Raw genomic sequence first — 16,788 nt, forward strand, 5'->3', positions numbered from 1 at the left:
ACATGATCGACAGACGCCAATTTATCCTTGCCATCGGGGCGACGGGACTGCTGACGGCTTGTCAGAGCGGCCCGCCCAAACCATCCGTCATCACAGTGAATCTTGCCGGCGGCGCCGGAATGAACCCGGGACCGGGCGGCGGCGACAGGCCGGTGACGGTGATGATCTTGCGGCTGAAAAGCACCGGCGCCTTCAATTCGGCCGACTATTTCGCCCTGCAGGGCGGTGCCGGCTCCGCACTTGGCGGCGATCTCATCGGCTCCGACACGATTTCCGTCGGACCCGGCAAGACCGCATCGAAGACCATCACGGTCGAGCCGGAAGTGGCAGCACTCGGCTTCGTCGCGCTGATCAGGGAACCCGGCGGGCGCAACTGGCGTACGACCAAATCGGTTTCGCCGGGATCGAAGTTCACCGTCAATGTGAAGCTCGGCAGCGGCGGCATTTCCGCCTAAAGCGCGTCGCGTTTGAACGCGATCCAGGCGACGCGCTTTAGGTCTTTGTTTTTATGCATGTCGTTCTCTCAAAACCGTGACCACTTTTGAGCGACATGCATTGGGCGGCGAAATCCGCAAAGCCGCGCGAGGCGATGAGCAGGAAGCAGAGAGTGTCGGCATGAGCGATGCAAACAGGGTGCTGTGGTCGGAGGGGCTGTTCCTCCGCACCCAGCATTTCCAGCAACAGGACCGCTTCTTCGAAGCGACGGTGCGCGGCGTCTTGCAGGCCGGGCACCTGCATACGTTCGGCTTCCGAACGCTGACGCTCGGTCAGGCACAGCTCGATGCCGGCCAGATCTCGGTGCTCTCGGCGCGTGGCATCTTTCCCGACGGGACGCCATTCGCCATCCCCGAGACGATGGATGCGCCGCGGCCGCTGGCGGTGACGCCGGAAATGGGCGCGGGACCGGTGCTGATCGCGCTGCCGCTCGAACCGCCCGGCGGCGTCGGCTTCGACCCCGCTCACGCCGAGCCGTCCGGCGCACGCTATCGCGGCCGGATCGTCTCGGTGCGCGACGCCGTGCATGGCGGCTCCGATCCTGAGGAAATCGAGATCGCACGGCCGCAGGCGCTGTTGCTGGCGCCGGGCACGGCCGTCGGCGGCTACACCGCGCTGCCGGTGGCCGAACTCAAGGGCGTGCGCGCCGATGGCGGCGTTGCCTTGGACGACACCTTCCTGCCGCCGACCTTGGTCATCGGCGCGGCGTCCTGGTACAGCCGCCTGCTGCAGGAAGTGGTCACCGGCCTTGACCAGATCGCCGAGGCGCATGGCAAGATGGTGCTGGGCGGCCCCGGGCGCAGCGTCGAGGATCTTCTGATCCTCAATTTGGTCAACGCCGCGCGGCCGCGGCTGGCCCACATGCTGGCGCAGGATGTCTTCCATCCAGCCGAGGTCTATATGGAGCTGGCCGGTCTCGCCGGCTCGATGGCGACCTATGGCTCGAGCGCAAGACGGCTCGGCGAACTGCCTGCTTACGACCACATGGCGCCAGGCCCGGCCTATTCGGCGCTGGCCGACGCGCTGCGCTCGCTGATCCTCAGCCTGCGCTACATCGAGCCGAAATCGCGCGCCCTGCCGGTCATGCGCCATGCCACCAATGTGTGGAAGATCCGCATCGACAACCCGAAACTTCTGGTGGCGAGCCGCATCGTGGTGCGGATCGGCTCCGAACTGTCGGAGGATGCCTTGCGCAAGATTTTCGTCAACCAGGCGACCGTCGGCTCGGCCAGCGAATTCGAAGGGCTGTGGAAATCACGCCTGCCCGGCATTCCGTTGAAGCCCCTGCATTCACAGCCGCGCGAAATTCCCTATGACGGCGACCGGCTGTGCCTCGAACTCGACCAGAAAAGCGAGCACTGGGCCTCGCTGCTCGAAGCGCCCGGTTTTGTGATCGGCGTTTCGGGCGTGCTGCCCAGCGAACCGCAGGTCGACTGCTACTCGGTCAACAGGTGAGATGATGAGCAGGGACGATCCATTCGGACTGTCCGAGGATCGGGAGCGGACGCGCATCCGCCTGAGCGGAGCGCCAACACCCCGCGCCATGCCCCTGCCGGCGTCGGGCGGCGTCACCGCGAAGCGCTCCGGGCGGGCGCATCCGAACGTGCTCGTCAATGCCTTCTCGCCTTTGCTCGAATTTGCACCCGAACTGGAAAACGCGCAGCCGCCGGAGAATCCGGAAGCGCTGCGCACGAGGCTGCTCGATGAGCTCGTGCGCTGCCGCGACGCCACAATGGCGCAAGGCTCGTCGCTGGAGCGAGCCGACCAGGCCGCCTGGCTGGTAGCGGCCCTGCTCGACGATCTGGCGCTGAACACGCCCTGGGGCGGCGCCAGCGCATGGCCGCGCCAGCCGCTGGTGGTGATGCTGCGCGGCGACGTCGATGCCGGCGCGCAGTTCTTCGCCCGTCTCGAAGACCTGGAGCGCCATCCCAATCGCGACCGCGAAATGCTGGAGCTGCAGTATCACTGCATGGCGCTCGGCTTCCGCGGCAAATACCGCGTGCCCGGCCGCTCCGGTGATCGCTCGCTCAATGCCGTGCGCGTGGCGGCGGCGCGTTTCCTGCGCGACAGCGACGCCGAAGGCGCGCCGCTGTCGCCGAACTGGAAGGGCGTGATCGCCTCCGACGAACCGCAGCGCTTCATCGTGCCGATCTGGGTGATGGTTGCGGCAGCGGCGGTGATGGCGACAGCCATCCATATCGGCCTGTCGATGAGCCTGAGCAGCCAGGCGGTCGAGCTTTCGGCGCTGGTTCGCGCCTTGCCGCCGCCGACGCGTACGGATGTCACCCGCGCTTCGCCGAAGGTCGACGCGCCGCCGCCGGTGGCCGTGGATTTCGCGCTGCTGCCGGAATTCCAGGCGGCCGCGCCGGATGAGCTCAAGAGGGCGCTGAGCGGCACGGAGAGCGTGTCGCTGGCGCGGCTGGTCATCCAGGCCTCCAATCCCGAACTCTTCCAGTCGTCGCGGGCGCAGCTGACAGACGGCTTCGATCCGCTCATCGCCTCGGTCGCCAAGGTGATCCTCGAGAACCAGGAGCTGATCGGCGATATCACGGTGGTCGGCCACACCGACGGCGTTCCCTTGCAAAAGACCAACCCACTGTCCACCAACCAGCGGCTGTCGGAAGCCCGCGCCGCGGAAATTGCCGATATCCTGATTCAGAACGGCGTGCCGAAGGAGCGCGTGCGCTCCGAAGGCCGGGCCGCCACCGATCCGGTGGCCGACGACGGCACACGCGAAGGCCGGGCCTTGAACCGCCGCGTCGAAGTGCTGGTCGAAAAGAGGCTGTGACATGTTCATCCTGCGCTTCCTCTGGGCGGTCCTGACTTCGCGTTTCCTGTGGACGCTGATCGGCCTGGCGCTGCTGTCGCTGATCATCTGGGTATTCGGCCCGATCGTACGGGTCGGCGACTATGTGCCGATGGCGTCGCAGACGGTGCGCATCGTCATCATCGCTCTTCTGGTGATCTTCTGGCTGATTTGGCTGATCGTCGCGCAGCGCCGCGCGATCCGCGCCAACCGCATGTTCGTCGCCGAGATTTCCGCCCCGGTCGAGGAAAAGCGGCTCAGCCCGGGCGAGGAAAACGTCGCCGCGGTCGGCGCCAAGTTCCAGGACGTCATGGTCGAGTTGAAGCGCCGCAAGCTCGGCGGCCGCAAGTTCCTGCGCGAGATGCCGTGGTATGTGATCGTCGGCCCCCCGGCGACCGGCAAGACGACGGCCTTGCGCCAATCCGGCCTCAACTTTCCGATCGACCTCACCGACGATCTGCAGGGCATCGGCGGTACGCGCAACTGCGACTGGTTCTTCTCCGAAAACGCAGTGATGATCGACACCGCCGGCCGCTATGTCCAGCAGGAGAGCCAGCCCGATGTCGACGCCGTGGAATGGCTGGGCTTCCTCGACCTGTTGAAGAAGCACCGTGGCCGCCGGGCGCTGAACGGCGTCATCGTTGCGCTTGGGATCGACGCGCTGTCCGAGGGCGACGAAGCCGTCAAGGCGCATGGCCGCAAGATCCGCAGGCGCCTGGCCGAGCTCGAGGAGCGGCTGGAAATCCGCTTGCCGGTCTATCTCATGCTGACCAAGGCCGATCTGATCAGAGGCTTCGAGGCCTTCTTCGGCGGCCTGTCGACGGCGGCGCGCGAACAGGTGTGGGGGACGACCTTCCCACTCGACGCGCGCGTCGACGCCAAGACGATCGCGGGCGAAATCACGACGCTGTCGAGGGAGCTGGAAAAGCGGCTGGTGCCGCGGCTGGAGGACGAGGACAAGCTGGCCGAACGGGCCGAGATCTTCCGCTTTCCCGCACAGCTGCAAAGCCTGTCCGAGCCGATCCAGGTGCTGGTCGAGGCGATGTTCGGCGAGAGCCGCTACGAGGAGGCAGCCTGGCTGCGCGGCCTCTATCTGACCTCGGCCACCCAGGAAGGCGCGCCGATCGACCGGCTGACCGCGGCGCTGGCCTCCTCCTTCGGCCTGCCGGCACGACGCTCGATGCCGGCGCAGCGTTTCGAGAAGCGCAGCTTCTTCCTCAAGAACCTTCTGACCGAGGTGATCTTCAAGGAGGCCGGGCTCGGCACCTTCGATCCGCTGGCGCAGCGCCGCCGCAGCTGGATCTGGCGCGGTGCCGCTGCTGCCAGCGCGGCTGCGGCCATACTCGCCGGCGGCCTGTTCACCTGGTCCTACTACGACAATCGCAACGCCATCGCCGCGCAAGCCGGCCAGTTCGAAGCGCTGCAGGCGCCGCTGACGTCGACCGCGGCGACGCCCGCCTCGGTGCTGCAGCCGGCGATGGACGTTGCCCTGACCGCCATGGACGAAGTCGTCAATGCCAGGACTGCGCCTCCGAACAAGGCGCAGGACCTGCTCGGACCATCGGCTTCGGCCGAGATGATGCGGGCGCAGACCGACACCTATGACCACGCTCTGCGCAACGTGCTGGAGCCGCGCATGGTGGCGCTGCTCGAAGCGACCATGTGGCGGCAGATCCGCGATCCGGACTTCATGCTGGGGGCGCTCAAGACCTACCGCATGATGACCGGCCTGTCTCAGATGGACTCCGACCTCGTCGAGAATTGGTGGGTGAACGACCTGCCCGAATTCGCGCCGGCCGCGCCCTTCCTGACCGCCGATGCGGAAGAACACCAGCTGGCAGCGATCCGCCGCATGGCGGTCGATGATAGCTACATCAAACCCGACCAGGCGCTGGTCGCCGAAGCGCTGAAAACGGTCTGCACGATCTCGCTGCCGGCGCGGGCCTACAAGCAATTGCTGGCCGATCCGGCGGTGGCCGGATTGAAGGAATGGATCCCCGCCAATTTCGCCGGGCCGAACGGCGCCAAGGTGTTTTCGCGACGCTCCGACAAGACGCTGCGCGTCGGCATATCAGGCGCCTTCACCTATGACGGCTTCCACGATGCGATCCTCGACCGGGTCGAGGATGTCGCCGCCCAGGCGGCACTCGACCGCGCCGTGTTTGCCGGCGGCTGCTCGGAAAATTCCGAGACGTCGGTGTCGGCGCTGTCGGAAGATATCCTGAAGCTCTACTACGACGACTACATCGCGCAGTGGGACAGTTTTTTGCGCGACATGCGGCTGGCGCCGCTCAGCGACCTCAACATTGCCAGCGAGAATCTGAAAGACCTTTCCAGTGCCGATTCCGCGTTGAAGCGGCTGTTGACGGCGGTGGTCCAGGAGGTCGACCTCACCCGCTCGGACGACGCGCCGGCCGGTGACGACAAGGCGGCGGCGAAGGGCGGCTCGAAACTGCTGGGCAAGCTCGGCAAACTGGGCAAGATCGTCAAGACCGGCGCCAAGCTGTTGCCGCGCGCAGGATCGGCCAGCGAAGTCGACCTGACCGGCACGCTGGTGGCCGAACACTTCAAGCCGCTCAAGAGCACGATTGCCGAGGTCGACGGCCAGCCGCCGGCGCTCGATGCCGCGGTCGTTGCGCTGACGGCGCTGTCCAATGTGCTGCAAACGGTGACCGCCAATCCCGACCCGCAGGACGCGATCAAGAAACAGGGCGGGCTGGCCGAACTGACCGGCGCCGTCGCCCGCCAGGCACAGATCCTGCCCGACCCGGTCAACACCTGGCTGAGCGGCATTGCCGGCGACACCAGCGGGTTGACGCAGAAGGCCGTGGCCTCCGAGCTCAACGCCATCTGGCGCGCCGATATCCTGCCCTTCTGCCAGGCCGCGCTCAACGACCGCTATCCGTTCAGCCCAGACAGCGCCGTCGACGTCAATGTGCGCGACTTCGCCCGCCTGTTCGGACCGGCAGGGATGATCGACGGCTTCATCAACGACCATCTGATCAGCTATGTGGACACCTCGGCGCAGCCTTGGAAATGGCGTGCCGATTTCGGCCTCGACCCATCGGCGCTCGCCGCCTTCGAGCAGGCGCGGCGCATCCGCGACGATCTCTTTCCCGGTGGTCAAGGCCCGGTGATGGCGTTCACGCTGGAGCCGACCGACCTGTCGCCCAACGTCACCCGCGTGACGCTCAACCTCGACGGCCAGAACCTGGTCTATTTCAACAATGCGACGCGACCTCAGCCGATGACGTGGCCCGGCAAGGACGGCACCGGCGTCATCTCGCTCGCCTTCCAGCCGATCGACGGCTCGCCCGAAATCATGCTCAACGAGACCGGCAGCTGGGCGTGGCTGAGGATGCTGCGCGGCGGCCGCTTCACCGGGACGTCGCTGTCCGATGTCTACAGCCTGCGGCTGGGGACGAAAGGCATGTACGCCGATTTCAAGCTCAAGGCGGCGAGCGTGGAAAATCCCTACAACCTCCAGATGTTCAAGAAATTCTCATGTCCGCCGCAGATCTGAACACCGGCTTCTTCGGCAAGATTCCGGCGACCGGAGATTTCGTTGCCGTAAACCTGCCGCGGACCTTCATCGACCGCTGGGACCGCTGGATGTCGATGGAGTTGCGCGAGAGGCCAGACGAGGGGGAATTGGATTCGCGTGTTTGGCGCTTCATCGTCAAGAGCGGCATTTTCGGCGACCGGCCCTGTGCCGGCGCATGGCGCATGAGCGAGGACCGCGTGGGACGCCGCTATCCGTTCGCGATCATCGGGATTGGGGCTACACCGGCACCTGACGATGCATGGTTCGACGGCGTTGCGTCAATCGTTGATGAAGCGGTCGAATTGCAGAGGACGCAGTCCTGGATAGCCGAAGGCTTGGCCAACCTTGCCGCGCCCAGCAACAGCCATGGCGATCCGAACCGGATTGGCTTCTGGCTCGACGACTGGTCGGTGCATGAGTTCGCGTTCTCGGATATTCACGACCTGGCGGCCAACGCCCTGCCGAAAATGCGCGCCCCGCGCCCTGAGACGGAATAGCTCTGATGGGCAGCACAGTCTTTGCTGAAGGCATGGGCTTCTTCCACAAAGGAAGCGGCGGCAAGGGCGTGGCGCCGGGAGATGTGTGCTTGAGCCCGCCTTCCCCGCCGGCAGGCCCGGTTCCGGTTCCATACGTCAACATGCTGTCTTCCAGCGATCTCACCAAAGGCAGTAAGAGCGTCAAGATCGAAGGCAATCCGACCGCGCTCGAAAGCTCGTCGGAGGTTGCGACCAGCACCGGCAACGAGCCGGCCACCCAAGGCCTCGGCGCGGGGGTCATAACGCACAAGATCAAGGGCAAGGGAGTGTTCAAGCTCTGGTCGTTCGTCGTCAAGGTGGAGGGTAAGGGTGTCTGCCGCCATGGCGACACCATGGAGCAGAACACGGCAAGTCCACTCCCGAACACCATCGATACCGCCGCCTTGGTCAACTTCCGCAATGCTCTTCTGGTGAAAGAGAAGAAGAAATGCACGACCGATTATTGCTACGACGATCATTACACCCAGCCAACAGGCCCGCAGAAAGCCAAGGTTCAGAACCGGCCATGCTGGGAATGCAAACGTAACCTTGACAGGTTGAAGAAACGCACGACCGGCAAGAACAAGACCGCGATCAAGCGACTGGAGGCCAAGGTCAACCGGCAAATTTCGGGGAAGGAAGCCCCGCTGATCGCCGATCACCAGCCGACGCAGAAGGCAGCGTGGTACGCGGGTGGATGCAATATAGAGATCGTCCCACAAGGCTTCAAGGATGCGATGAAAGCGCTTTACGTCAGGCCGCATTGCTCCAGCCACAGCAACAGCCAGCCGGGCCGGCAGTCGAAGGTGGACAACAAGGCGATTAGGAAGTTCATGAACGCTCGGGGATCTAGGCGATGAGTGCAACGGGTTTTGCCGATCTCGACGCTGACTATACGGCGATAATCGATGCGTGGACCGCAGAGCTCCACGCCGTCATGCCGGCGATCGAGGAATGGTGGGGCGCACTGCAGCAGCGCCTGAACGCCTCCGGTGAGAACATAGCCAATCTGCATTGGCCCGCCGGGCTGGTGGCCCATCCACGGATTCTGGCGATCTACCGCAAGCACTACTTCAAGGTTCACGGCCTGAACCTTGAACGGTACGCCCGACAGACCGATGATGACGACGAGGACGATGAATCGAACTGGGGTGAGGATGGCGACGAAGCGGACGCCAGCGGTCCCGTGCCGCCCAATCTGCTGCTGGTCGAAATGATGTCCGAATACGACACGGAACTATTCAAGTACTTCAAGTACTTCGTCTATGTCCCGATCGGCGAGGATCCATCTCTCGAAATGTGCTGAGGCTAGAAGAAGATGGCAATGCGGATTGATCATAGTGTCGAACTCGGCCTGAACCGGCTTCTCAACGCACCCCAGGACGTTGTCGGTCCCGATCATGGAATCCGCCTTTCGCGCCGCGAGGCCTCTGCTGCCTATAGGTCCCTGTTCAAGGCCTACCTCGCTGACTTGCAGGAGACGTTCGAGGTGGCTTCCGAGATCTGGGAAGCTGGCCTCGACGAACTGGTCGATGGCGGCCTGACCGTCAATCAAGCGATCACGGCCCAGCTGGATGATGCAGCGGCCGGCCCGGCGAATCATCCGGCGGTGGTGTGGCTCGTGCGGGAATACTGGCTGCGATGCGTTGCGGTGGGGGAAACGCTGCCCGCGGCCGACCGCCTCGCGCCTGAGGTGTTCCTGCTGCAATGGGTCGTCGATGAAGGCAACAAGGAATATGTAGAACTGCTGACGGCCATGCCCTATTGGCCGATCGGGCTTGATGAAAACGGCCGGTGGTGCTGAACGATGGCCTTCGATGTCTGGCTGGAAAACAGGACACCCTTCGCCGCCGCGACGCACGTCCAATTGAATGCTGACGGCCAAGAAACTCTGATTGTCATGCTATCGGCAAGTTTCACGGCGACGGATGAAGGAAAGGAATTCCAGCCAGCGGCCGAACAGGTGCCGGTGATCTTTGGCGATGAGCCTTTTGGCGATCCGGCCCTTTCATCGACCCGCTACGAAGCGGACATCGCGCCCGTCAAGCCTGGCGCCGAGGTGATCGTGAATGGCGTCGCGCACGCGCCGGATGGAAGGCCGGTACGCGAGATGCAGGTTGGCCTGCGTGTCGGTAACTCGATCCGCAAGGTATTGCAGGTCGTCGGGGACCGGATCTACGACTCCGGCGGCTACAGCGCACCGGCGCCTTTCCGGACCATGCCGATCGTCTATGAACGCACCTATGGCGGCACTTTGGAAGACTTGCGCACGGACCAGCGCAACCCAGTCGGCGTGGGGTACCATAACGCCCGGTCTGCAGATCCTGCGGTCAGAACCGAGGCGCCCAACGTCATGTATCCGGGCGAAGCGCAAGCCCGACCTGGGGAATCCCTGAGGCCGGCGGGATTCGGGACGATTGGCCGGGGCTGGCAACCGCGCCTGGCTTTCGCCGGAACCTACGACAAGGCTTGGCTCGAATCCCAATGGCCGCTCGCTCCCAAAGACTTCGACACGCGGCATTATATGTGCGCCCCAGCCGATCAGCAGATGGCCGGCATCGGCAACGGCGAGGATATCACGGTGATCGGCATGACGGCTTCGGGCAGATGGGATTTCCGCCTGCCGCGCATCACGGCCCCGCTTCGGCTCATTTATGACGATCGTGTAGAAGAAAACGCGTTCAAGCCTGACACCGTGCTCATCGAGCCTGACTTGAAGCGCGTGACCCTTAAGGCTCGTTTGGCAGTGGTAATCCGGCGCAACGTGCCGGCGCTGCGGGAAATCGCCTTCGGCCACATTTCTCCTGTTTGGATCAATGCGCGCCGCAAGCGAAAACTCTATCTCAATCTTCTCGGCGGCGACGGGGCCCTGCGCGATCGCTCGGCGTGGCAGCCGTGAAGCGGCCGCTCTACATCTCGGTTGGTGGCGCCGTCACGCCTGCTGGATTGAACGCGCGCCAGACCATCTCAGCCATTCGCGCCAACCTGTCAGCATTTCAGGAGGTGCCTCTTTCAGAGCCGTTTCCCACCACACAGATCGTGGCACGCATTCCAGCCAAGGCGGGCCTGCGACGCAATGACGGGGTATGGCTCGCCAGCATGGGCGCCCGCGCTCTCAAGGAGGCGATGCTCGACAACAAGGCAACGCCGGACCAGACCGCTGTTCTGCTCGCGCTGCCGGAGAGTTTCCGCGACCATCCGGCGTATGAAGAGGTCGAGCGGGGGCGCCTTTTGAATGCCATTTTCGAGCGATGCGGCCTGCGCTTCAATGCCGGCTCGCGGGTATTTGACGGCGGTGCCGCAGCCAGCGCCGGACTGCTCGACTATGCCGGCGACATGCTAGAATCCGGGACCGTCGCGCAGGTGCTGCTGGGTGGTGTGGACAGCCTCGTCAACGGGACCGACATTGCGCGCTTGATGCGAGCCAATCGTCTGAAATCCGAAAACAATGCTCAAGGGGCAGTCCCTGGCGAGGGCGCTGTCTTCGTGCGCCTGACGCGAGCGCCGGGGAGCGGGCCGGCTGCAATGATTTGCGGGGCGGGCCTGGCTCAAGAGATCGACAGCGTTCTTTCCGAACGCCAGAGTCAAGGCCGTGCGATGGTGGCTTCGCTGCTTGCTGCCTTCAGCGGGTCCGGACCCAAGGAACCCGATATCGAGTTCCTTGTCAGCAATGGAAACGGGGAACGGTACAGCGGGCTCGAACAACTGGTCGGTCGCTCGCGCTTCTACCGCACGCACCGCGAGATATTCCCGACAGCCTACCCTGCGATGACGGTCGGCGACATTGGAGCCGCTAGTGCGGCACTTGTTCTGATGCTGGCGGCCGACAGTTTTATAAGCGGTTACGCGCCGGGCCGCGTCGCAGCCTGCGAGCTTGCATCCGAGGGTGGCAACCGGTCGGCGATCGCGCTTACCGACCTCCGCCAACGCTGAACGGAGGGACAAGCCTTCCCTCGGCGAAAGCGATCACATCCACGCCGGGAACTTGCGTGTCCTGCGCCAGTCTGCCAGCGGCGCCTCGGGCGTGGCGATTGCCGCGCGCAACGCATCCACCCTGAGCCTGCGCATCGAACGGAACAGACGATGGTTGCGCCCACCGCGCCCTTCGTCCCACCATGCTTCGACGCGATCGGCGGCCGGCAGCGAGCTGTCGTCGAGTTGGGCAAAGCCCTCGCCAAGAACAGCTGGATCGGCAACGAAAAGGTCGGTGTCGCCGAAGTCCACCTCGAACAGATCGCGAAGTGCTGCACCCGCTGCGGATGCCAGTTCCGGCTCGCGCATCTTCTCGATCAGCCACGGCACCACCGCTTGGTCGCCGAGCAGCCCGATCGATGCCGTGGCCGCGATGCGCAAGACAGGCTGTCCGAGACGTGATTGCAGCCAGGCCTTGCCGGCCTTCGGCGGCGTCGTCAGCAGGCGCAACTCGATCGCCGCCTGCGCATGGTCCGTCTCCGTCAGCACGATCTTGTCGATCACCGAGTGCGCGGACCGAGCCTCGCCAAGCAGGCAAGCAGCGAAGGCGGCCGCAAGACGTTCTTTCGTTGTCTCGCCGTCAAGCCCAGCCAGGACTTCCGGAAGCAGGTCGCGCCGCCTGAGCACGCCGGCGAGCCGGACGGCGCGCCAACGCACGTTCGCATTGGAATGGCTGGCCAGATCATGCAGGCGCTGTCCCGGATCGACGCGATGATGCCAGAGCGCAGATAGCCCAAGACAGCGCAGCCGCGCGTCGCGCGTGTCCAGCCACTGCGCCACGAACGGGCGCAGGTTTTCGCCCGGCGTGCGCGCGATCGCGGCAGACAGGCTCGATATGCCGGCGTCACCTAGGCTTGCGCCCGCGTCGATTGCAGAGGTCACCAATTTGGCATCGCTCCAACGCATTGCCAGAGTGCCAAGCACGAAAATCTCGCCCGGTTCGGCGTAGTCGGCGAAGCGCGCTTGAGCAGCTTCCCAACCGGCCTTGCCGGCTGCCATGAGCCCTTCGAGATTGGCTTCGAGACGCTGGTCGATGCGGCCGATATCGGTCTCGTCGAGGATTGGACCGTCGATCTCCAGACGACGTCGAAGCCACAGGAACGCCGCGTCCTCGGCGTGTTGGTCCACGATCGCCGCAATGGTCGCGATGCTGTGCATCGGCAATGCCTCAGTTAAGATGCACGGCCCCGCCGCGGATGCGGTTGGTGCCACTGGCCTGGCTGGTCAACTGGGTGCCACGAATGGTCACGCGTCCATTCTTCTCCAGAATGATCGATGCCAGGCCGCAGCGCAGTTCAATGCGCTCATCGCCGTTGATGACGACACGTTCGCCGTCGCGGACGACTTCGAGGCTCCTGCCGCGGGGCGCAGGATCGACGATGCGCCCGACCACCAGCGGCCGCGCCGGGTCGCCGCCCTCGAAGAGCAAAGCCAGTTCGGATCCGACGGCCGAAACGTCCAGCTCCGTCAGGCTGCGCGCCGCTATCGCGGTCTCGCGCGGATTGCCGACGAAGACAACCAGCGGCGCCCCGCCTTGGAAGCCGATCAGCAGGCCGATCACGACGCCGTCGATACGCTCCAGCACTTCCATGATGATGCCCTCAATTGTTGTTGATCGTGCTGCCCTTGACGATCACCTCGCCGTCGGCCTTGACGGTGATCTTGCCGCTGCCCTTGAGGGTAATATCCTTCCCATCAGCGACAATGGTGCCATCCTTTTTCATCGTGATCGAGGCCGAACCGCATTTGAGCGTGATCGAGTCGGCCGCCTCGATCATCAGATTCTTGCCGACCTTGATCACACTGTCTTCGGCTATCTGGATTCCGCTGCCTTTGCCGACCTTGAGCGCGTGCCCGCCGCCGACATCGGTTGCGTCGTCCGCAGCGATTTTTGCCGACCTGCCCTTGCCGATCTGCGACGACTGTGCCCCGCCGATGGTGAAACTCTGATCGGCGCCAACATTGACGCTTTGCGCCGCCGCGATGTTCCAGCTATCAGCCGCGCCGATATCGTGGCTCTGCGCAGCACCTACGGTGACCGACCGCGTCGCACCGATCGTGTTCGTCTGCGGACCGCCCACAGTTCGGGTCTCGGATGCTCCGACCGAATCGACCCGCGCCGCGCCAACAGTCACCGTCTGCACGATCGCGACGGTCTGGGTGTGGTTGGCGCCGATCGTCTCGGTCGAGTTCGAGCCGATGTTGATCGTCTCATCGACCCCCACCGTCAGTGAGCGGTTCTTGCCCACCGTCTCGGTGTCGTTCGACCCGATATTGGTCGTCTGGTCGACGCCGACCTTGACCGTCTTGTTGTTGCCGACGTCCTCGTCGAGGTTGTGGCCGACGGAGTGCTTGGCGTCGTGGTCGATGCGGTCGGACTGGTCGTGCTGGACCAGCTTCTGGCGATCATTCTTGATCAGAAGGTGGTGGTCCTTCTGCGCCTGGAAGTTGACCAGCTCCGAGCCGGCCTTGTCCTCGAACATCAGTTCGTTGTAGCCGCCACCGCCCTTCGACGAGTTGGACTTCCAGCCGGACTGCGTGGCGTTGCCAGGCAGTCCGTAGGGCGGCATCTGCGAGGCGTTGTAGACCCGGCCGGTGATGATCGGCAGGTCCGGATTGCCTTCGATGAAATCGACGATCACTTCCTGGCCGATGCGCGGGATCTGGATGAAGCCCCAGCCGCTTCCGGCCCAGGTCTGCGACACCCGCACGAAGCAGGAGCTCTTCTGGTCCTTCTTGCCGAGGCGGTCCCAGTGGAACTGCACCTTCACCCTGGCATATTTGTCGGTGAAGATCTCCTCGCCGGACGGACCGACCACGGTCGCCGTCTGCGGCCCGCGCATGATTGGCCTTGGCGTGATGCGCGGCGGCCGATAAGCGACTGAGGTCGGCGCCACACCGAGCACCACCTTGAAATTCTCGCCATCGGTGTCGACGCCGGCGCGATAGCCCGGATCGAACAGCCGGTACTCGGCGCTGATCACCAGATACTCCTTGTTCTGGTCGTCGCGCGGAAAGCCGTCGAGCTTGAAGGTGCAGCCGGAGAACAGGCCGCGCACGGTGCCGACAGCGGCAATGCGCATATGCGGCGCCTGGATTTCTTCGCGCCTGATCGCCGCCAGGCTGTCGCCGCGCCCGACTTCCAGATGCGCGCCGGGGTGGCGATAGTTCTCGCCCGCGGCCTGCTTGTGGCCGAAGGGCTGCGCCGACTTCGCCATCAAATCGGCGGCGGGTTTTTCGAAGTCATAATCGGTGTGGGCATAGGCGCCGGGGCGCACCGCGCTGCCTGGAATCCAGTCGGTGATGTACTCGACGTCGCGGCGCGAGCCCTGCCCTTCGAACTGATAGAGCACCGTCTCATAGCCCGGCGCTGGCTTCAGCTTGCTCATGGCGTCGGCCAGGATCAGCGTGTGCTCGCCCTCGGCATGCTCGAAGAAGTACATTATGCCTTCGTGCTCGAGCAGCCGCTGCACGAAATCGAGGTCGCTCTCGTCATATTGCACGCAATATTCGCGCGGCGGATAAGAGCCTTGCAAGCGCTTTTCGAACTTGGCGATGCCGCCATATTTAGAGAAAATCTCCTCCACGATCTCGACGGCGGTCTTGTCCTGGAAAATGCGGCAGTCGGTGGTATTGCCGAGGAACCACAGCCACGGCCTGACGACCGCCTCATAGTGAGCCAGCCGATCTTCGATGCGGGTAAGGCGAAACTCGGCGATGAGGCCGCTGAACCAGCGCTTGGGGTCGGCCTCGCCTTCGATCGAAACGGCGCCGCCCAGCATCTTCAGCGGGTCGACATCGGCATTGGTCGAGACAAATCCAACGGTGTAGGCAAGGCAGCGGCTGATCTCGTCGCGGCCGACGAGATGCGTAAAGGTCAACAGCTCGGCGCCGACCGGCGTCTGCACAAGCGCGGCGCGTTGTTCACTCGGCATGGGTCGTGCCCCTCCTGAGCGCTAGTGTGGCAGGTTCGAAGCCCTTCTTGTGTTAACGACCTCACGTTCAGGGATATTTCGCAACTTGCCACCCAAGCCATGTTGAGCCTACCACATGTTCTATGGCAGACCAAAGAGGACAAGCGGCAGGCCGTTGCTGTTTGCGCCGCTTTCGCCAGTGTGAAACGCCGCTCTCCCGCTGTGCCCGCAAGCTGCTAGACTGTGGCACATCGGATCAATGGAAACGGCAGCGGTCGACGGTCCATAGCGCATGTTCATCAGTCTGCAGATCAGCAATGTCGATGTCCTGCCTGCCGGGCTGCCGCCCGGCTACGCATCGCGCGACCGCGGCTTCGAGATCGGGCGGGAGAACTGCGCCTGGACCTTGCCCGATCCGGACAAGTTCATCTCCGGCCGACATTGCGAAATCCGCTACGAAGGCGGCGCCTTTTTTCTCCACGACGTCTCGCGCAACGGCACATTCGTCAACGGGTCGAGCCAGCGCCTGACCGGCCCGCATCGGTTGGCGCAAGGTGACCGGCTCCGGATCGGCCGCTATATCGTCTCGGTGTCGATCGATGACGGGAACCCAGCCTTCGGTGGCCATGGTTCGACGCAACGGCAGATGCCTGGTGCCGGATCCTTTCCAGACCATGTCGCATCGCCACGGTCACCGACCGCGCCACCCGCTTCGGTCTCCAGCCGGCCGCAGCAAGCCGACGAGATCCTGCGCGCGATTGCCGCCGGCGCCGGCATTCCGCCAGAGGTGCTTTTGCTGCGCCAACCGCAGGAGGTAGCCGGCGAGATCGGCGCGGTGCTGCGCATCGTCGTCGACGAGCTGGTGTTGCTGTTGAAGGCGCGCGCCGCTGCAAAAGTCCTGGCCAAGACCAGCGATCGAACCATGATCAACGCCGCCGACAACAATCCGCTGAAGTTCGTGCCCGGGACCGACGAAATCCTCGACATCATGTTCGCGCGGCGTAGATCCGGCTATCTTGATGCCCGGCACAGCATCGAAGACGCTTTCCACGACCTCAAGACGCATGAATTCGCAACCTTCGCCGCCATGCAGGCGGCGCTGTCGCGGTTGCTTGACGATCTGTCGCCCGAGGCGATTGCGAAAAAACTGCCGCCATCCTCCTTTGCCTCGAAGAAAACGCGCGCCTGGGACGCGCTGGTCGCGACCTGGCGGGCCAAGGAGGAAGCGCACGAGAACGGCATGCTGGACATATTCCTCACCTATTTCAGTGAAGCCTATGCCAAGGCCGCCAAACAGAAGACCGGCAAGGGCTAAGCCCGCGCACCGCTGAAGACACCGTGAAGGCCGACCTAGGCACCGGCCGGCGACCAAAATTGCGCCGGGTTTCCATCGCAACCTTCTGAGACTACGATCACATACGGCAATTGAGCACGCGGGTACGGTTGGTCGACCTCGGGGGTCTGCGGCACATGTCATGTCACGGCGAGAAGCGTCCTGCGGTCCGCGTTCGCGCGGACATGGCGCTGTGCGTCGCGCCGCGC

Annotated in this window: 14 protein-coding genes; 11 read left to right on the top strand and 3 right to left on the bottom strand. The window is 64.1% G+C overall.

Annotated elements, in window-relative coordinates:
* The first annotated feature begins 2 nt into the window (after nt 1–2).
* The 10 genes from tssJ to NLY33_RS28485 all read left to right on the top strand — a co-directional run bounded on the left by tssJ (nt 3) and on the right by NLY33_RS28485 (nt 11,293).
* Nucleotides 3–455 (top strand): type VI secretion system lipoprotein TssJ, encoded by a 453-nt coding sequence (gene tssJ / locus NLY33_RS28440; protein ID WP_023704813.1) that lies wholly within the window; start codon nt 3–5, stop codon nt 453–455.
* 160 nt (nt 456–615) lie between these two features.
* Nucleotides 616–1,950, top strand: coding sequence for a type VI secretion system baseplate subunit TssK (gene tssK / locus NLY33_RS28445; RefSeq protein WP_023749739.1), 1,335 nt, complete (start codon nt 616–618; stop codon nt 1,948–1,950).
* A gap of 4 nt (nt 1,951–1,954) precedes the next feature.
* Complete coding sequence (icmH, locus tag NLY33_RS28450) at nt 1,955–3,283, top strand: type IVB secretion system protein IcmH/DotU (protein ID WP_023738409.1); 1,329 nt, start codon at nt 1,955–1,957, stop codon at nt 3,281–3,283.
* 1 nt (nt 3,284) lies between these two features.
* The gene (gene tssM, locus NLY33_RS28455) at nt 3,285–6,824 is read left to right on the top strand and encodes a type VI secretion system membrane subunit TssM (RefSeq protein WP_023704810.1); all 3,540 of its coding nucleotides are present in this window, start codon (nt 3,285–3,287) and stop codon (nt 6,822–6,824) included.
* Nucleotides 6,806–7,342 carry a type VI secretion system-associated protein TagF gene (tagF, locus tag NLY33_RS28460; protein ID WP_023704809.1) on the top strand — a complete coding sequence of 179 codons (537 nt, stop codon included), beginning with the start codon at nt 6,806–6,808 and terminating at the stop codon, nt 7,340–7,342. The genes tssM and tagF overlap by 19 nt, the downstream gene beginning before the upstream one ends.
* A 32-nt stretch (nt 7,343–7,374) precedes the next feature.
* Entirely contained in the window at nt 7,375–8,220 is an 846-nt protein-coding gene (locus NLY33_RS28465) for a DUF4150 domain-containing protein (protein WP_286439435.1), read from the top strand.
* On the top strand, nt 8,217–8,666 hold the full coding sequence (locus NLY33_RS28470; RefSeq protein WP_023682620.1) for a hypothetical protein: 450 nt from the start codon (nt 8,217–8,219) through the stop codon (nt 8,664–8,666). The genes NLY33_RS28465 and NLY33_RS28470 overlap by 4 nt, the downstream gene beginning before the upstream one ends.
* An 18-nt stretch (nt 8,667–8,684) precedes the next feature.
* Nucleotides 8,685–9,164 (top strand): hypothetical protein, encoded by a 480-nt coding sequence (locus tag NLY33_RS28475; protein WP_023682621.1) that lies wholly within the window; start codon nt 8,685–8,687, stop codon nt 9,162–9,164.
* A gap of 3 nt (nt 9,165–9,167) precedes the next feature.
* Complete coding sequence (locus tag NLY33_RS28480) at nt 9,168–10,259, top strand: DUF2169 family type VI secretion system accessory protein (protein ID WP_023682622.1); 1,092 nt, start codon at nt 9,168–9,170, stop codon at nt 10,257–10,259.
* A complete protein-coding gene (locus NLY33_RS28485) occupies nt 10,247–11,293 on the top strand; it encodes a hypothetical protein (protein ID WP_023682623.1) in 1,047 nt (348 codons plus the stop codon). Before NLY33_RS28480 ends, NLY33_RS28485 begins: the two co-directional genes overlap by 13 nt.
* A gap of 33 nt (nt 11,294–11,326) precedes the next feature.
* On the opposite strand, the gene NLY33_RS28490 is transcribed toward NLY33_RS28485, so the two are convergent.
* The 3 genes from NLY33_RS28490 to NLY33_RS28500 are packed head-to-tail and all read right to left on the bottom strand — an operon-like array spanning nt 11,327 to nt 15,267.
* Entirely contained in the window at nt 11,327–12,490 is a 1,164-nt protein-coding gene (locus tag NLY33_RS28490; RefSeq protein ID WP_023704807.1) for a hypothetical protein, read from the bottom strand.
* A gap of 10 nt (nt 12,491–12,500) precedes the next feature.
* Nucleotides 12,501–12,926 (bottom strand): DUF6484 domain-containing protein, encoded by a 426-nt coding sequence (locus tag NLY33_RS28495; RefSeq protein WP_023682625.1) that lies wholly within the window; start codon nt 12,924–12,926, stop codon nt 12,501–12,503.
* Between the two features lie 7 nt (nt 12,927–12,933).
* Nucleotides 12,934–15,267 carry a type VI secretion system Vgr family protein gene (locus NLY33_RS28500; protein ID WP_023704806.1) on the bottom strand — a complete coding sequence of 778 codons (2,334 nt, stop codon included), beginning with the start codon at nt 15,265–15,267 and terminating at the stop codon, nt 12,934–12,936.
* Between the two features lie 271 nt (nt 15,268–15,538).
* On the opposite strand from NLY33_RS28500, the gene tagH reads away from it, so the two are divergent.
* Complete coding sequence (gene tagH, locus NLY33_RS28505) at nt 15,539–16,561, top strand: type VI secretion system-associated FHA domain protein TagH (RefSeq protein WP_023704805.1); 1,023 nt, start codon at nt 15,539–15,541, stop codon at nt 16,559–16,561.
* Nucleotides 16,562–16,788 lie beyond the last annotated feature (227 nt).

The sequence above is a fragment of the Mesorhizobium sp. C432A genome (assembly GCF_030323145.1).
Taxonomy (GTDB): Bacteria; Pseudomonadota; Alphaproteobacteria; order Rhizobiales; family Rhizobiaceae; genus Mesorhizobium.